At 64.3% G+C, this 16,243-nt stretch carries 16 protein-coding genes and 1 pseudogene; 16 read left to right on the forward strand and 1 reads right to left on the reverse strand.

The features are described from left to right. Positions 1-19 precede the first annotated feature (19 nt). The 8 genes from sphantq_RS02865 to sphantq_RS02900 all read left to right on the forward strand — a co-directional run bounded on the left by sphantq_RS02865 (position 20) and on the right by sphantq_RS02900 (position 6,942). On the forward strand, positions 20-1,357 hold the full coding sequence (locus sphantq_RS02865) for an erythromycin esterase family protein (RefSeq protein ID WP_272799563.1): 1,338 nt from the start codon (positions 20-22) through the stop codon (positions 1,355-1,357). A gap of 2 nt (positions 1,358-1,359) precedes the next feature. Continuing rightward, positions 1,360-1,830, forward strand: coding sequence for a dienelactone hydrolase family protein (locus sphantq_RS02870; RefSeq protein ID WP_272799564.1), 471 nt, complete (start codon positions 1,360-1,362; stop codon positions 1,828-1,830). A gap of 23 nt (positions 1,831-1,853) precedes the next feature. Continuing rightward, a complete protein-coding gene (locus sphantq_RS02875; protein WP_272799565.1) occupies positions 1,854-2,012 on the forward strand; it encodes a hypothetical protein in 159 nt (52 codons plus the stop codon). 2 nt (positions 2,013-2,014) lie between these two features. Then, positions 2,015-2,449: a phosphoribosyltransferase gene (locus sphantq_RS02880; RefSeq protein WP_272799566.1), complete on the forward strand. Its 435-nt coding sequence runs from the start codon at positions 2,015-2,017 to the stop codon at positions 2,447-2,449. Between the two features lie 300 nt (positions 2,450-2,749). Next, complete coding sequence (locus sphantq_RS02885) at positions 2,750-3,190, forward strand: host attachment family protein (RefSeq protein WP_272799567.1); 441 nt, start codon at positions 2,750-2,752, stop codon at positions 3,188-3,190. Positions 3,191-3,942: 752 nt separating this feature from the next. After that, a complete protein-coding gene (locus sphantq_RS02890) occupies positions 3,943-5,817 on the forward strand; it encodes a PAS domain-containing sensor histidine kinase (protein WP_272799568.1) in 1,875 nt (624 codons plus the stop codon). Continuing rightward, complete coding sequence (locus tag sphantq_RS02895) at positions 5,814-6,437, forward strand: response regulator transcription factor (protein ID WP_257538435.1); 624 nt, start codon at positions 5,814-5,816, stop codon at positions 6,435-6,437. The genes sphantq_RS02890 and sphantq_RS02895 overlap by 4 nt, the downstream gene beginning before the upstream one ends. Positions 6,438-6,573: 136 nt before the next feature. Next, positions 6,574-6,942, forward strand: coding sequence for a response regulator transcription factor (locus sphantq_RS02900; protein ID WP_336314438.1), 369 nt, complete (start codon positions 6,574-6,576; stop codon positions 6,940-6,942). 66 nt (positions 6,943-7,008) lie between these two features. Here sphantq_RS02900 and sphantq_RS02905 read toward each other — a convergent pair whose 3' ends face one another. Then, positions 7,009-7,329: a response regulator gene (locus sphantq_RS02905; RefSeq protein ID WP_272799569.1), complete on the reverse strand. Its 321-nt coding sequence runs from the start codon at positions 7,327-7,329 to the stop codon at positions 7,009-7,011. A 719-nt stretch (positions 7,330-8,048) separates the two neighbouring features. Between sphantq_RS02905 and sphantq_RS02910 the strand changes: the two genes are divergently transcribed. The 8 genes and pseudogenes from sphantq_RS02910 to sphantq_RS02945 all read left to right on the forward strand — a co-directional run bounded on the left by sphantq_RS02910 (position 8,049) and on the right by sphantq_RS02945 (position 16,205). Further along, entirely contained in the window at positions 8,049-9,809 is a 1,761-nt protein-coding gene (locus sphantq_RS02910) for a PHA/PHB synthase family protein (RefSeq protein ID WP_048576338.1), read from the forward strand. A gap of 3 nt (positions 9,810-9,812) precedes the next feature. Next, positions 9,813-11,240, forward strand: a complete 1,428-nt coding sequence (locus sphantq_RS02915; RefSeq protein WP_272799570.1) for a bifunctional enoyl-CoA hydratase/phosphate acetyltransferase — start codon at positions 9,813-9,815, stop codon at positions 11,238-11,240. Next, positions 11,237-12,433, forward strand: a complete 1,197-nt coding sequence (locus tag sphantq_RS02920) for an acetate/propionate family kinase (RefSeq protein WP_272799571.1) — start codon at positions 11,237-11,239, stop codon at positions 12,431-12,433. Before sphantq_RS02915 ends, sphantq_RS02920 begins: the two co-directional genes overlap by 4 nt. Beyond that, positions 12,430-13,203 (forward strand): enoyl-ACP reductase FabI, encoded by a 774-nt coding sequence (gene fabI, locus sphantq_RS02925; RefSeq protein WP_169572476.1) that lies wholly within the window; start codon positions 12,430-12,432, stop codon positions 13,201-13,203. Before sphantq_RS02920 ends, fabI begins: the two co-directional genes overlap by 4 nt. A 62-nt stretch (positions 13,204-13,265) precedes the next feature. Beyond that, positions 13,266-13,388, forward strand: a pseudogene (locus tag sphantq_RS02930) (phospholipase A); the annotation flags it as partial. Next, positions 13,385-14,485: an ABC transporter permease gene (locus sphantq_RS02935; RefSeq protein WP_048576333.1), complete on the forward strand. Its 1,101-nt coding sequence runs from the start codon at positions 13,385-13,387 to the stop codon at positions 14,483-14,485. The pseudogene sphantq_RS02930 and the gene sphantq_RS02935, both read left to right, overlap by 4 nt. Next, complete coding sequence (locus sphantq_RS02940; RefSeq protein WP_272799572.1) at positions 14,482-15,270, forward strand: ABC transporter ATP-binding protein; 789 nt, start codon at positions 14,482-14,484, stop codon at positions 15,268-15,270. Before sphantq_RS02935 ends, sphantq_RS02940 begins: the two co-directional genes overlap by 4 nt. After that, positions 15,270-16,205 carry an MlaD family protein gene (locus sphantq_RS02945; RefSeq protein WP_048576331.1) on the forward strand — a complete coding sequence of 312 codons (936 nt, stop codon included), beginning with the start codon at positions 15,270-15,272 and terminating at the stop codon, positions 16,203-16,205. Before sphantq_RS02940 ends, sphantq_RS02945 begins: the two co-directional genes overlap by 1 nt. Positions 16,206-16,243: the final 38 nt, after the last annotated feature.

The following is a 16,243-nucleotide window of genomic DNA, read 5'->3' on the forward strand; positions in this document are numbered from 1 at the left end:
ACCTGACAAGGAGATCCGCATGCCGAACGCAGCGCTACACGACCGTATCGGCCGGGAGGCACCGGCGGCGCTGATCGAAGCGCTGCGCCGCCACGCCGAACCGCTGCCGTCGCCCGAGCAGATCGACGAGTTCGGCAGCTTCTTCGATCGCTTCGGCGATGCGCGGATCGTCCTGTTGGGCGAGGCGACCCACGGCACGTCGGAATTCTATCGTGCGCGAGCAGCAATCACCCGCCGCCTGGTCGAGCGTCACGGATTTACCGTCGTGGCAGTCGAAGCCGACTGGCCGGACGCCGCGCAGATCGACGATTATGTCCGGCATCAAGCACCGCGCCCCCTACGCGGCGACAGCGTCGTGCGCTTTCCGACCTGGATGTGGCGCAATGTCGAGGTGCTGGAATTTGCCGACTGGATGCGGGGGCATAATGCATCGCTTGACGAAGATTGCCGCGCGTCATTCCATGGTCTGGATGTCTACAGCCTCAGCGAGTCGATCCACGCAGTGCTCGCCTATCTCGACACGGTCGATCCAGAGGCCGCCGGGAATGCGCGCCGGCGCTATGGGTGCCTGACACCATGGCAGGATGAACCGGCGCATTATGGCCGCGCCGTCGTTCATGGCGGCCGCGCGAGTTGCGAAGATCGCGCGGTCGCACAGCTTCATGAACTGCTGACCCATCGGCTCGCATATCTGCACGGAGACGGCGAAGCCTGGTTCGACGCCGTCCAGAACGCGCGCATCGTGCGCGCCGCCGAGCGCTATTATCGCGCCATGTACCGCAGTTCGACCGAGAGCTGGAACCTGCGTGACCGGCATATGTTCGAAACGTTGCAGGCGCTGCTCGCCCATCGCGGCGATGGTGCCAAGGCTGTCGTCTGGGCGCATAACAGCCATGTCGGCAACGCCGCCGCGACCGCGATGGGCTGGCAGGGCGAATTAAACATCGGCGAGCTGTGCCGCATGGCCTATGGCGAGGAAGCGGTGTCGATCGGCTTTGGCACCGATACCGGTACGGTCGCCGCCGCCAGCGACTGGGGCGCCGACATGCAGATAAAGACCGTGCGGCCGGCACGTGCCGACAGCTACGAGCATGCGTTTCGGTCCACGGGACTGGCGCGGGCGCTGACCGATTGGCGGAGGAAGCCCAATCTCGCCGGGCTGCTGCGCGAGCCCCTGCTCGAGCGCGCCATAGGCGTCGTGTACCGCCCGGAAACCGAGCGCCTCAGCCATTATTTCGAGGCGGTCCTGGCTGAGCAGTTCGATGCCTGGGTCTGGTTTGAGCAAACGACCGCGGTGACCCCGCTGGGACATGAGCATCCCCATGGCGCGCCCGAAACCTGGCCCTTCGGACTGTGACGATGATCGCCCTCGCCGCCCACGATCCGGTTCCCGTCACCGTTCAGCCCGATGGGCTCAAGGGGCTGCTGGGCGTGCCCGTCGCTGCCAAGGGGATCGTCATCTTCGCCCATGGCAGCGGCAGCGGACGGCTCAGCCCGCGTAACACTCATGTCGCGCAAGGCTTACGCGACGCGGGGCTTGGGACATTGCTGATTGATCTGCTGACTCCGGCCGAGGAGCAGGACCGCGTCAATGTGTTCGACATTCCGTTATTGGCGTCCCGGCTGAAGGCCGCCACCGGGTGGGTGAGATTGCTGCCAGGAATGGCGCCGCTGCCGGTGGGCTATTTCGGCGCGAGCACGGGCGCGGGCGCGGCTCTGCTGGGCGCGTCCGGCCCCGACGCACGCATTGCGGCCATTGTCTCGCGCGTGGCCGGCCGGATCTGGCGGGTTCGGCCGCGCTCGCGCATGTCCGCGCGCCAACGCTGCTGATCGTGGGCAGCCGGGACCTGCCGGTGATCGAGCTGAACCGGATCGCGCAACGCCATCTTCATGCCGAGAACGAGCTGCTGATCGTACCGGGAGCGACGCACCTGTTCGAAGAGCCAGGCACGCTCGACGCAGTGATCGACCACGCCGCGCGATGGTTCCGGCAACATTTCCAGGAGGCTTGACCATGGCCGGCCATAAACCTGAGTTTCACGACAGGCGCGAGGCCGGCCGGAGACTGGCGATCGTGCTCGCCCCCTTGGCGGGGGCGCATCCACTGGTGCTGGCGCTGCCCCGCGGCGGCGTGCCGGTCGCGTTCGAGGTGGCCAAGGCGCTTGATGCGGAACTGGACCTACTGTTCGTCCGCAAGATCGGCGCGCCGGGCTATGAGGAGTTGGGCATCGGCGCGGTCGTCGATGGTGCCGAACCGCAGCTCGTGCTCAACGAGGACATCGTCCGCCAGCTGGCGCCCAGCCCCGACTATATCAGGGCCGAGATGCGGCGGCAGCTCGCGGAAATCGAGCGACGGCGCTCATCCTATGTCGGCGGTCGCGTCCCGGTGGAGGTGACGAGCCGCACGGTCATCGTGATCGACGATGGGATCGCGACCGGGGCACGGTGAAGGCTGCCCTCAAAGGACTGCGCAAGAATCGGCCGGCACGCCTTGTCCTTGGCATACCGGTCGCGCCCAGCGACAGCATCGCCGAGATTTCGCCAGAGTGCGATGACATCGTCTGTCTGGCACAGCCCGATCCTTTCTACGCCGTTGGAACACACTATGCCGTGTTCGATCAGACGACGGACGAGGAGGTGGTCCGGCTGGTTCGAGAGGCGACACCTTTCGGTCACTCGCACGGCTCGCCCGGGCGTCCGACCGCCATGCGAGGCGCACGGGGTCCGGCCCCAGGATAAGGAAGAGACGATGCTTATTCCCCACGATACGACGATTCTGGTTGTCGATGGCGGCCATGTGCAGGTGCTTCGCAATCGCGGCACCGACGCCGCGCCCGAACTGGAGCTTCTGCACGAGCGGGCGATGAAGAATCCGCCGAGCCGCGCGATGGCCACGGACGCTCCGGGGCGCAGCTTCGGCAGCGCGGTGCCGACGCGCAGCGCCTATGCCGATGCCGACTATCACCAGCGCCGGGAAGACCGTTTCGGACAGGAGGCGTTGCAGGCGGTGGCATCGCTGGGCAGGCAGGGCAGGCCGCTGATCCTCATCGCGCCGCCGCGCATGCTGGGCGTGCTTCGCAGCGACCTCGACCCGACTATGCAGGGTCATATTCTGGCGGAAATTGCCAAGGACTTCGCCCAGCGTCACGCCACCGACATCCTGAAACTGCTCCGATCGCATCAGATCTGAAAGGCTGCCACCAGACCTTATGGCGGCCACAGCGTCCAGGGTCGATGCAGCGGCTTGATACGGAAGGTTTTAACGATGCGCCGGCGATCATCTTCGTTGCCAATATCGGTTCTGCGGACGGACAGTCATTCGGGAAACGACACGGTCGTATCTTGTGGACAAGCAGGGGCGATCGGCATAGCCTTTCCTCGCCCGTCCGATCTTGATCGTGAAGAGGGGTCCGCATCGCGCGGCAAACATGGGTTCTCGGCTTCGGTCGGGCGGCCTGCGGAATACAAAACCTTCGGGAAATACGCCGGGCGCGTTTTCCTATGTTTGCGCGCGATCAACCGTCCCGACTGGCGGGACGCGCGGCAGGCACGGGACGGCCAATGACGTATGCCTCATGACCCGCGATGCCTCTTGGCTTGCTCACGCATCGACCGATGCGTTGGCGCCCACTGTTGGCAGGATTGCACTCGGCTGCGAACCCGAACGATGCCTGGCATCGCGGATGTTTTGATGCTTTTCCAAGGCAAGGTTGCCAGATAAAGGTCTCAAAGTGAGACGGAACCTGCGAGGGTCTTGGGCCGATTCGAGGCTTTTAGAAGGACGGCAGTGGAGTTGCGAAGACGGGCTACGATCTCATTCCAAAAAGTCCTTCTGTTCTATCGAGTAGCATTTTCTGATGTAGTCAACTGACGAGTTCCGACGCTCGGAATATAATCAAGGTGCAACCAGAGAGGATGGATCAAAGCCAGACGGGATTCCATATGGAAAGTGACGCGCAGGATAGCTCAACACGGCAGGCCCGCTGGGGCTATGCGATTGGTATCGTGGCCGTTCTCCTCGCCGTACCCGCCGATCTTGCTCTCCGCGCGTGGGGCGTCAACCACAGCCCCTATCTGCTGCTCATCCTTTCGATCATCGTTGCAGCCGCGCTGGGTGGAACGGGCGCCGCAACGGGCGCGGCTATTCTCGCTATTCTGGTCGGGGCCTTGTTTGCCCTATTGCGCCCATTGCCTGGTCTTGAACCCTTCGATCTGCTGCTTTCGCTGCTGGTGGCCGCAGGCATCGCCCTGCTCGACGCTCGCAACGCGTCCTTGCGACGGCGGCGTGCAGCCTGGGACAGGAGACGCCAGAACCAGCTCTCGGAGATCGCCGACGAACTTAACCTGCTGATCGACGGAGCACAGGGTTATGCAATCTACATGCTCGATCCCGAAGGCCGCGTCACGATCTGGAACGACGGCGCCGAGCGGCTGAAGGGCTGGAGAGAGCAAGAGGTCGTCGGCCAATATTGCTCGATCTTCTACCCGGCGGACGCCGTCCAGGCCGGCAAGCCCGAAGCCGACCTCAAACGCGCGCGCGACGAGGGCAAATTCGAGGAGGAAGACTGGCGGCTCAGGAAGGATGGTTCCGAGTTCCTCGCGCATGTTTCGATCACTGCGCTGCGTGATGAAAGCGGAGCCTTGCGCGGCTTCGGCAAGGTGGTCCGCGATGCAACGGGGGAGCGCGCCGCCGAGAGTGCGCACAAAGCCAGCGCCAGCCATCTCCGCTCGATCCTCTCGACGGTCCCCGATGCGATGATCGTGATCGACGAACACGGCATCATCCTCTCGTTCAGCGCCGCGGCCGAACGGCTGTTCGGCTTTTCAGAGGCTGAGATTCGCGGATCGAACCTGAGCCTGCTCATGCCGTCGCCCGATCGTGAACGCCATGACAGCTATCTCGAACGCTATCTTGCAACCGGCGAGCGAAGGATCATCGGGATCGGGCGCGTCGTCATCGGCGCGCGGCGTGATGGTTCGACCTTCCCGATGGAACTATCTGTGGGCGAAGCCATTGGCGAGACCCAGCGCGTCTTCACCGGCTTCATCCGGGACCTGACCGAACGCCAGGAGACCCAGGAGCGCCTCGATGAACTGCAGTCCAAGCTGATTCATGTCGCCCGGGTGAGCGCGATGGGCACGATGGCCTCGACGCTCGCCCACGAGCTCAACCAGCCGATCACCGCCGTCGCCAACTATGTGGAGGCGGTGCGCGACCTGCTCGCCGAAGCCAATCCCGAGGATCTGCCGATGATCCGCGAAGCCCTGGATGATTCGGTTCGAGAGGCTCTGCGCGCCGGACAGATCGTACGGCGGCTGCGCGACTTCGTTGCGCGCGGGGAGGTTGAGAAGACCGTCGAGAATCTTCCCACCCTCATTGGCGAGGCGGCGGCGCTCGGGCTGATGGGCGCTAGGGAGAAGGGTATCGACGCCCAGTTCGATCTCGCTCCCGACGCTTCGAAAGTGCTTCTCGACAAGGTGCAGATCCAGCAGGTGCTAATCAATCTCCTTCGCAATGCGGTGGAGGCCATGGCGGAATCGTCCGAACGGCATCTGTGGATTGCATCCCGCCGTGACAAAGCTGGCTTCATTCGGCTAACTATTGCTGATTCTGGCCCGGGCGTTTCGCCTGAAGTCGCGGAACAGCTCTTCACCGCCTTCGTCAGCACGAAGAGCGAGGGCATGGGTCTGGGGCTCTCGATCTGCCGCACCATCGTCGAGGCGAACGGCGGTCGGATATGGCTGGAGCCACGTCCCGGCGGCGGGGCTCAGTTTCATTTCACGCTCGTCGAAGCCGAGCCGGAGACTATCGAATGACCGAAAGACGTATGATCCATATCGTCGATGATGAGGAGGCGATCCGGCGATCAGCCGGATTCATGTTGAAAACATCGGGTTTCACGGTGGCGAGCTACGCGTCCGGAGTCGCCTTCCTGCGCGAGGTGCGGCACGCCGAGCCCGGCTGCATCCTTCTCGATGTCCGCATGCCCGAGATGGACGGACTGGAGGTGCAGCAGGCGCTTCTCGAGCGCGGCGTCGCCATGCCCGTCATCATCTTGACCGGGCACGGCGATATCTCGATTGCGGTGCGGGCCATGAAGGCAGGCGCAGTCGAGTTCATCGAGAAGCCTTTCGAAAAGGCCGTGCTACTGGATGCTATCGCCGCCGCCTTCGAACGGCTCGACGACAGCGACAAACGGGCGACAAGGGCGGCCGACGCGGCCGTGATGATCTCCGCGCTGACCGGACGCGAACAGGACGTGCTCAAGGGACTGGCCGAAGGTTTACCCAACAAGACAATCGCCTATGATCTCGGCATATCGCCCCGGACCGTCGAGGTGCATCGCGCCAATCTGATGACGAAACTGGGGGTCCGTAGCCTGTCCGATGCGCTGCGTATCGCATTCGCCGCCAATCTCGGCGACGACCGCTCATAGGACCTCTACGTAGCGACTTGCCGCGATTTTCCTGCGATTCCTTGCATCCGGTCGACGTTAGGAACCGGATCAATGCGAGACGATCATGAATGGCACTGTTGCACCTCTCCCGGTGGAGCGCCCTAAGATTTTACTGGTGGAGGACGAGCCGGCCGTCCGCCGCTCTCTCCAGCTTCTCCTTCACGCCCGAGGCTATGACATCCGCTCTTACGCATCGAGCACGGCCATGTTTGCCGATCCGCTTGTGAACGACGCGATCTGCCTGGTGACCGACTATCGCATGCCCGAAATGGACGGTCTGGATGTCTTGCAATCGCTTCGTGCGCGCGGATGGCGGGGACCGGCCATCCTCGTCACCGCCTATGGCTCGCCAGATCTTGTCGAGCGGGCGATGAAGGAGGGCTTCAGCATCGTCATCGAGAAACCGTTGCGCGAGCATGCGCTCGCTGACGCTGTCGCGCGATTGACGGCCCCGCCCCGCGCCTCCCCTGCCCCATCTTCGTGAGCGGCGAAGCGGCGTTGGCCGCTGCAGCGCGTGCATGGGAGCGCGTACCCCTGCCTATTGCTGCGTCTAACCGAGACCCAGAGGCAGGACTCCATCGACAAGGCCAAGCAGCACATGGTGCGCGAACGGCTTGTGGAGAATATGCGCGTAGCCCGCACCGCGTGCGCAGAGTTCGGTCTCCGCGGAATGATCGGCTGTGGTTAGAATGGCCGGGCGCTGCCAGCCCGCCGCCCGGAGCTGACGCAGAAGGTCGATTCCATCCACATGAACGGGCCGATGCTCGGCGATCAGACAAGCTGCCTCCTCTCTCATCGGATCTGCCAGGATGCGGGTCTCCTCTGCATAGGCTTTCACGCTATAGCCGCGAGCCATAAACAACAGGTGCAACGCGCGCCTCAATCCGGTGTCGCTCTCGACAAGGAGGATCACAGCGTGAGGAATCTGCGGGTCGGTGGGCCTATGTGTCACTCGTGCCAAACAAACCAAGGACTGCCGGAATCGTCCGGTCGATTCGGTCTAACGGCAACGTCGCCGCTCTGAACTACGTAGATTTCCCAAGTGACGGATAGCGCCACTGCTGATTTCCCCTCCGAGGGGAGCGATCTCAATCCATCCGCGACCGATCCTGCGAACCCCCTGGCGACAGCGGCAAGAAGCGCGCTCTGGATGACCGTACGGAGAGCATTTGTCCGGTCGCGATCTGGTGCCGCACTATAGGGTCACAATGTAAGGACGGCTGGGCAAGACCGTCTGCTTCTGCTCGATCATTGGGTTTACCAAGATCAATTCCGCCGTGTCGCACCTATGTCATCCATGAAGGCAAGCTGCTTTTCAGGGGACGCGCGCGGCGATGGATCGCTGACGAAAATGTTCGGGAGCAACCGACGGACTTGCGCTGCATCTAACCTTTGCAGTACCGTTTATTGCCGTTGCGAAGGTGCGATTCTTTTCCAAGGCACGGATCAAGCCCTGGCCCAAAATACCTGAGAATACAGGCGAAAGTGATAGCAATGGAATGCCGCGGGACATGCGGCATGGGGCATTTACGTAATGCGCTTGCGCGTGTTCAGCCGCAGTAGAGACAGGATTTTTTCAGGAGCTCCAAGATGGCAGCAGCGCATTCACGTCAGGACGCGTCCGATCCGCTCGACGGCATTGCCGAAACCCTGGACCGGGCCGCGATCGCGGGCATCGCACAGATCACCCACGGCCTGTCGCCCGCAACGATCTTCCAAGCCTTTTCGGACTGGGGCATGCATCTTGCCGGCTCGCCGGGCAAGCAGTTGCAGCTGGCGGCCAAGACGACACGCAAATTCATGCGGCTCGGCGAATATGCGGTGCGCAGCATCGGTGACCACGACGCCGCTCCCGCAATCGAGCCGCTGCCGCAGGATCGTCGCTTCGTCGATCCGGCCTGGAAGGAAGCGCCTTTCAGTCTGATCGCGCAGGCTTTCCTTCTCAACCAGCAATGGTGGCACGCGGCCACGACCGGCGTGGTGGGCGTCACGAGGCATCATGAAGACATGGTCGCCTTCGGGACGCGGCAGATCCTCGACACGATGGCGCCGACCAATTTCGTCGCGACCAATCCCGTCCTCCAGAAGCGGATATTCGAGACCGGCGGGCAATGCCTTGTCGAGGGTGCCAGGCTGCTGCTGGAGGACATGCAGCGCACGATGCGCGGCGAGCCGCCGGCGGGGACCGAAGCGTTCGAGGTCGGGAAGGACGTCGCCGCCACGCCCGGCAAGGTCGTCTACCGAAACGAGCTGATCGAGCTGATCCAATATGCGCCGACCACGGACACCGTGCGGCCGGAACCCATTCTGATCGTGCCGGCCTGGATCATGAAATATTATATTCTCGACCTGTCGCCGGAGAACTCGCTGGTCCGCTGGCTGACCGGGCAGGGCTATACGGTCTTCATCATCTCCTGGCACAATCCCGTCAGCGCGGACCGCGACCTCGACATGGAGGCCTATCGGCGCCTGGGCCCGATGGCGGCGCTCGACGCGGTGACAGCGATCACCGGGGCGCCGGCCGTTCACGCCGTCGGCTATTGCATCGGCGGCACGCTGCTGTCCATCGCGGCGGCGGCGATGGCGCGCGACGGGGATGAACGGCTCGCCACCATCACCCTGTTCGCCGCGCAGACCGAATTTAGCGAGCCGGGCGAACTTGGCCTGTTCATCGACGAGGCGCAGCTCAACGTGCTAGAGAACATGATGTGGAGCCGCGGCTATCTTGACGGGGCTCAGATGGGCGGCGCCTTCCAGATCCTGCGCTCCAACGACCTCGTCTGGTCGCGGATCCTTAACACCTACCTGATGGGCGAGCGCGAACCCATGTCGGACCTGATGGCTTGGAACGCCGACGGGACGCGGATGCCCTATGCCATGCACAGCCAGTATCTGCGCCGCCTGTTCCTGGACGATGATCTTGCCGAGGGGCGCTACAAGGTCGATGGCCGCACGATCAGCTTGGGCGCGCTGCGCAAGCCGATGTTCGTAGTGGGCACCGAGCGCGACCATGTCGCGCCCTGGCGGTCGGTCCACAAAATCCACATGCTCAGCAATGCCGAAATCTGCTTCGTTCTGACCAGCGGCGGGCACAATGCGGGGATCGTTTCCGAGCCCGGGCACAAGGGGCGGCGCTATCATATCCTGACCCGCGAGACGGACGGCGCCGCGCTCGATCCGGACGACTGGATGGCGCATGCGCCGGTGCGCGACGGGTCCTGGTGGGTCGCCTGGGAAGAGTGGCTGCGCGCGCGTTCGGGCGAGCCGGCCGCCCCGCCGCCGCTGGGCGCGCCGGACAAGGACTATCCGGTGATCGAGAACGCCCCCGGCCGCTATGTGCTGGAGCATTGAGGGATGGCCGTCCCGGAAATGATCGAAAACCGCACCTTCGACGAGATCGCCGTCGGCGATACGGCGAGCATCACGCGCACGCTGCGGGAAGAGGATATCCAGCTCTTCGCGCTCGTCTCGGGCGACGTGAACCCGGCCCATCTCGACGCCGATTATGCGGCGACCGACCTGTTCCACCGCGTGATCGCCCACGGCATGTGGGGCGGCGGCCTGATTTCGGCCGTGCTCGGCACCGAGCTGCCGGGACCGGGCGCAATCTACCTCAGCCAGTCTTTGCGCTTCACCCGGCCGGTGGGCCTGGGCGACGCCATCACAACCTCAGTGACCGTGACCGAAAAACGATCCGAGCATCATGTGCTTTTGCTCGATTGTCGCTGCGTCAACCAGAATGGCGACGAGGTCATTACGGGCCAGGCCGAGGTCAGGGCGCCGACCGAGAAGATCCGCCTTCCACGGATAGCGCTTCCCGACGTTCGCATCTCCGACCATGACGGCTATCGCAAGCTGATCGAACGGACGAGGGCGGACGCAGCGCCGCCGACCGCTGTCGCCCACCCCTGCAGCGCCGCGGCGATCACCGCGGCGGTCGACGCCGCCGAAGCCGGTCTGATCCTGCCGATTCTGGTCGGGCCGGAAGCGCGAATCCGCGCGGCGGCGGAAGAAGCGGGGAAGGATATCTCCGCTTATCGCATCGTCCCCGCCGCGCACAGCCATGCCGCGGCGACCGCCGCGGTGGCGCTTGTCCGTTCGGGCGAAGCGAAGCTGCTCATGAAGGGATCGCTTCACACCGACGAACTGATGAGCGCGGTGGTCTCCTCCTCGACTGGCCTGCGGACGGAGCGGCGCATCAGCCACGCCTATTTGATGGACGTGCCCGACCACCCGACGCCGCTCATCATCACCGACGCCGCGATCAACATCGAGCCGAGCCTTGAGGAAAAGGCGGACATCATCCGCAATGCGATCGACCTCGCCCATGTGATCGGGATCGAAAGTCCCAAGGTCGCGATCCTGTCGGCGGTGGAGACGGTCAATCCGTCGATGCGATCGACGCTCGACGCCGCCGCGCTCTGCAAGATGGCCGATCGCGGTCAGATTTCAGGCGGCGTGCTCGATGGCCCGCTGGCGTTCGACAATGCGATCAGCGAGGCGGCGGCCAAGGAAAAGGGGATCGTCTCGCCCGTGGCGGGCAAGGCCGAGATCCTGGTCGTCCCGAATCTGGAGGCCGGAAACATGCTCGCCAAGCAGCTCACCTTTCTGGGCGGTGCGGACGCGGCGGGCGTCGTCCTGGGCGCCCGGGTACCGATCGTGCTCACCAGCCGCGCCGACTCCGCGCGAACACGCCTGGCTTCCTGCGCCGTGGCCGTGCTGCTGGCGCGCGCCGCCACCAAGGCTTCGCCGGGCCTGCCCGAAGGCAAGGCTCTGACATGAGCCGCGCCGTCGTCAGCCTCAATTCCGGCTCGTCGAGCATCAAGTTCGCGCTGTTCACGCTGGGGCCGGACGGCCCTCAGCATGCCGCCGCCGGCAAGTTGGAGGGGATCGGCACCGCGCCGCACCTCGTCGCGCGCGATAAGGACGGAACTATCCTGATCGACCGGAACTGGGACGATGGCAGCGGGCTCGGCCACGAGACCCTGCTGCATGACCTGTTCGCGTGGGCGGGGGATCATCTGCCAGATCACGACATCGTTGCTGTCGGGCATCGCGTTGTCCATGGCGGGACAAAGTTCTTCCACCCTCTGGTCGTCGACGACGCCCTGCTTGCCGGGCTGGAAGCGCTATGTCCGCTCGCGCCGCTCCATCAGCCCCACAATCTCGCCGCGATCCGGGCCATTCGCTCGCTCGCGCCCGATCTGCCGCAGGTCGCCTGCTTCGACACCGCCTTCCATCATGAGCTGCCCGAGGTCGCCACCCGCTTCGGGCTGCCGCGCGCGCTGCACGACAAGGGTATCCGGCGCTACGGGTTTCATGGCCTGTCCTATGAATATATCGCCCGCGCGCTCGGGGAGGCCGATCCGGGGCTCGCCTCGGGTCGCGTGATCGCCGCCCATCTCGGCAATGGTGCCAGTCTCTGCGCGATGCAGAACGGCCGCAGTGTCGATACCACGATGGGCTTCACCGCGCTGGATGGGCTGATCATGGGCACACGGTGCGGCGCGATCGACCCCGGAGTTGTGATTCATCTACAGACCCAGGAGGGCATGAGCGCGGCTGAGGTAGAGACGCTGCTCTACAAGCAGGCCGGACTGCTCGGCGTATCCGGCATCTCCAGCGATATGCGCGCACTCCATGACAGCGACGATCCGCGCGCTGCCGAGGCGATCGATCTCTTCATCTGGCGGGCAGCGCGCGAGGCGTCGGCCCTCATATCGTCGCTCGGCGGCGTCGATGCGCTGATTTTCACCGCGGGTATCGGCGAAAATGATCCCGTCATCCGCGCAGCGATCTGCGCGCGACTGGCCTGGCTGGGCATCGTCATCGACCCATTCGCCAATGCGCGCAACGCCCCCATCATCAGCGCGGAGGACAGCCGAGTTGCCGTTCGTGTCATTCCCACGGACGAGGAGCGTATGATCGCCATTCACACACTCGCCGCGCTGACCCCGGCAGGAGGACAATCATGAAACCGCTGGTCGATCTTGCCGGCAAGCGCGGGCTCGTCGTTGGCATTGCGAATGAACACAGCATCGCGGCCGGCTGTGCCGAGGCGTTCGCGCGTTGCGGGGCACGGCTCGCCGCCACCTATCTCAACGCCAAGACGGAACAGTATGTGGCGCCGGTCGCGGAACGGCTGGGGGTCGAATGGACCGCGCCTTGCGATGTCCGCGTTCCCGGCGAGCTGGAGGCGCTGTTCAACGAGGTGAACACGAAATGGGGCGGCCTCGATTTCCTGCTCCATTCGATCGCCTTCGCGCCGCGGGAGGATCTTCATGGCCGCGTCGTCGATTCCTCTGCGGAAGGCTTCGCAATCGCCATGGATGTTTCCTGCCACAGCTTCCTACGCATGGCGCGACTGGCCGAACCGCTGATGCCCGACGGAGGCTGCCTGCTGTGCGTAACCTTCTACGGATCGGACCGGGTGGTCGAGCACTATAATCTGATGGGGCCGGTAAAAGCGGCTCTGGAAAGCGCGACCCGTTATGTCGCCGCCGAACTGGGGTCCAAGGGCATCCGCGCCCATGCGATTTCCCCGGGTCCGATCGCGACGCGGGCGGCGAGCGGCATCGAACGCTTCGATGAACTGATCGAGCGCGCCGCGGCGGCCGTCCCGGAAGGCCGGCTCGTCGATGTCGACGATGTCGGCGCGCTGGCGGCGTTCCTGGTCAGCGATGCTGCCAAGCGGATCACCGGCACGGTCATCCCGGTCGATAGCGGCCTGCACCTGCTCGCATGACGGGTTTCAACCGGCAGCACGCGGATTCCCTTGCCGACGCCGCGGCCGTCTGCTTGAATTGCATGCTCGGCGACGGACCGGAAGTCTATCCCTTCGGCCAGAGCTTCGCCGGCTATGGCGAGAACCTGCTCGACCATAACCGGCGAACGACGCGCCTGCGCATCGGTGTGGCGCTCGTCCGGTGACCGAGGCCGACTGGCGCCTCGACGACACCGATGTCCCGACGCTTCACCCCAGCGGTGACTGGACGGCGCTTGATCTGGGCGACGCTGCCGATCGCCTGGCCACGAAATTCGGGAGCGCGCAGCGCCTCGACGTCTCCGAACTGGGGCGAGTGGATACCGCCGGTGCGCTGGCGCTGCTCCGGTCCATGACAAACGGCGGCGATGTCGACTGCGGCCCGAGAGAGGATCTGCGGCGGTTGATCGACCTCGTGCGACCTGCCCTCGAGAAGGAAGCCCCGACGAAACAGGGCCTCAAGGGGTGGACAGGCTTTTTCGACCGGTTCGGCCGCCAGGTCGTCCAGTTCGGCGGCGACGCCTACGACATGCTCGAATTCGCCGGCCGGCTGGTTGTGGCGCTCGGCCGGACGGTCGTGCACCCGCGCCGTCTGCGTCTGACGCCGCTGGTCGCGATGATGCAGGACGCGGGGGTCAACGCGCTCCCGATCGTGTTCGTGATGACCTTTTTCATCGGGGCGGTGATCGCGCTCGTCGGCACCAACCTGCTGACGACGCTTGGTGTCGAGGTGTTCACGGTTCAGCTTGTCGGCGTGGCAATCCTGCGCGAGTTCGGCGTGGTCATCGCCGCGATCCTGCTGTCGGGCCGCTCCGCATCATCTTTCGCCGCGCAGATCGGCTCGATGCGGATGAACCAGGAAACCGATGCGATGCAGGTGATGGGCGTCGACCGCTTCGACGCCCTTGTCATTCCACGGGTTCTGGCAGCGCTGCTGATGATGCCGCTGATGACCTTTTGCGCGGATATCGGTGGCATCGCCGGCGGCCTGCTGGTCAGCTGGGCCACGATCGACATCAGCCCGGTCTTCTTCATCCAGCGCACGCTCGAGACGGTGAGCATAACGCATTTCTGGATCGGGATGAGCAAGGCGCCGTTCCTGGCGCTGGTGATCGCCTCGGCGGGTTGTCGGCATGGCCTGATGGTCGGCGGCGATGTCCAGAGCCTCGGGCGCAACGTCACCTCGGCGGTGGTCCAGTCGGTCTTCATGGTCATCATGTTCGATGCGATCTTCGCGGTGCTCTTCATGGTGTTGGACCTGTGAGCGCTCCATCGACCACCGACGCCGTCGATGCTCCGATCCGTGTCCGCGGCCTCAGGACCGCATTTGGCGAAAAGGTCATTCACGACAATCTCGATCTCGAGGTCCGGCACGGCGAAATACTCGGCGTCGTAGGGGGATCGGGCTCCGGCAAGTCAGTCCTGCTCAACACCATACTCGGATTGAAACGGCCCGATGGCGGGACCGTCGAAATCTTCGGACGGAACATCGACGATGCGGACGCGCAGGCCGATATCGAACGGCGGATCGGCGTGATGTTCCAGCAGGGCGCTTTGTTCTCCTTCCTGACCGTGCAGGAAAATGTCGAGACGCCGCTCCTCGAGCATGCGCATCTTTCCAAGGGCTTCGTGCGTGATCTCGCGCGATTGAAGATCAAGCTTGCCGGCCTGCCCGATAATGCCGGCATCCTGAAACCGTCTGAACTTTCAGGAGGCATGCGCAAACGCGCGGGCGTCGCGCGTGCGATCGCGCTCGACCCCGACATATTGTTCCTCGACGAGCCGACAGCCGGTCTCGATCCGATCGCGGCGGGAGAGTTCGACGACCTCGTCAAGACACTGCGCGATGCGCTCGGTCTCACAGTCTTTATGATCACCCACGATCTCGACACGCTCTATGCCATCTGCGACCGGGTCGCCGTCGTCGCCGACAGGAAGATCGTCGCGGTCGCGCCGGTCGCCGAGCTTGAGCAATCGGACCATCCTTGGATCAAAAGCTATTTCCTGGGGCCGCGCGGCCGTGCCGCCAAGAAGCAGAAAGAAGGCTGATGGAACGCCACGCCAATTATGCCCTGGTGGGCGCCGTCTCGATCGTGCTGCTCATCGCGACGCTCGTATTCGTGGTGTGGCTGGGCGGCTCGCAGTTCAGACGGGAGCACGATCCCTATCAGATCGTCTTTCATGGTCCCGTGCGGGGGCTGAGCGTGGGGGCGGAGGTCCAGTTCAACGGCATCAAGGTCGGTCAGATCCAGCGGATCAGGCTCGACGAGCGCGATCCCAACCGTGTGGTCACCGATATCGAGGTCAACCGCGGGACGCCCGTGCGCGTGGATTCGATGGCGTCGACCGAAACGCAGGGCATTTCGGGGGTCAGCATCGTCCAGATCAGCGCCGGGACCGCGATCAAGCCGCTTCTACGGAAGGTCGATCATAGCAAGCGCCCGGTCATTCCGAGCAAGCCCAATGCGCTCTCGTCGCTGCTGCAGGGAGGAGGGCAGATGGTCGCGAGCGCGACCGAAGCCCTGACCCGCGTGAACAAGCTGCTCTCCGATCGCAACATTGCCGATGTCGGCGCGGCCATCCACGACATCAGGACGACGACTGGGGAGCTTGCGGCGAACCGGACCATGATCGCCAACGCCGCCTCGGCGCTGACCAAGCTCGACCGCGCCGCCACCGATATTCAGGGAGCGGCGGCATCCGTCCGTCACATCGCCGATGGCGACGGCAAACGCGCTTTTGCAGACATCTCCGGGGCGGCTGGCGAACTCAAGGTCGCGGTTCACGAGGCCCGCGGCGTCATCGCGAAGCTCGATACCCAGAGCGGCGACATCGGCACGACCACTCTCCCCAACATCAACGCCACGATGCGCAGCCTGCAGGAGACGGCCGAATCCCTGGACGGGCTCATCCGTCAGATCCGGCAAAATCCCCGTCAGGCATTGGGCAAGGACAGTGGCAAGGAACTGGAGCTACCGCGATGAGGCATTCCCCTGGATATCGGACATCCGCGACCCTGATG

It is taken from the genome of Sphingobium sp. AntQ-1, assembly GCF_028538045.1.
GTDB classification, from domain to species: Bacteria; Pseudomonadota; Alphaproteobacteria; order Sphingomonadales; family Sphingomonadaceae; genus Sphingobium; species Sphingobium cupriresistens.

Coding starts and splice junctions, on each gene's coding strand:
- sphantq_RS02865 (WP_272799563.1), top strand. CDS start 20: ATGCCGAACGCAGCGCTACACGACCGTATCGGCCGGGAGGCACCGGCG.
- sphantq_RS02870 (WP_272799564.1), top strand. CDS start 1,360: ATGATCGCCCTCGCCGCCCACGATCCGGTTCCCGTCACCGTTCAGCCC.
- sphantq_RS02880 (WP_272799566.1), top strand. CDS start 2,015: ATGGCCGGCCATAAACCTGAGTTTCACGACAGGCGCGAGGCCGGCCGG.
- sphantq_RS02885 (WP_272799567.1), top strand. CDS start 2,750: ATGCTTATTCCCCACGATACGACGATTCTGGTTGTCGATGGCGGCCAT.
- sphantq_RS02890 (WP_272799568.1), top strand. CDS start 3,943: ATGGAAAGTGACGCGCAGGATAGCTCAACACGGCAGGCCCGCTGGGGC.
- sphantq_RS02895 (WP_257538435.1), top strand. CDS start 5,814: ATGACCGAAAGACGTATGATCCATATCGTCGATGATGAGGAGGCGATC.
- sphantq_RS02910 (WP_048576338.1), top strand. CDS start 8,049: ATGGCAGCAGCGCATTCACGTCAGGACGCGTCCGATCCGCTCGACGGC.
- sphantq_RS02915 (WP_272799570.1), top strand. CDS start 9,813: ATGGCCGTCCCGGAAATGATCGAAAACCGCACCTTCGACGAGATCGCC.
- sphantq_RS02920 (WP_272799571.1), top strand. CDS start 11,237: ATGAGCCGCGCCGTCGTCAGCCTCAATTCCGGCTCGTCGAGCATCAAG.
- fabI (WP_169572476.1), top strand. CDS start 12,430: ATGAAACCGCTGGTCGATCTTGCCGGCAAGCGCGGGCTCGTCGTTGGC.
- sphantq_RS02945 (WP_048576331.1), top strand. CDS start 15,270: ATGGAACGCCACGCCAATTATGCCCTGGTGGGCGCCGTCTCGATCGTG.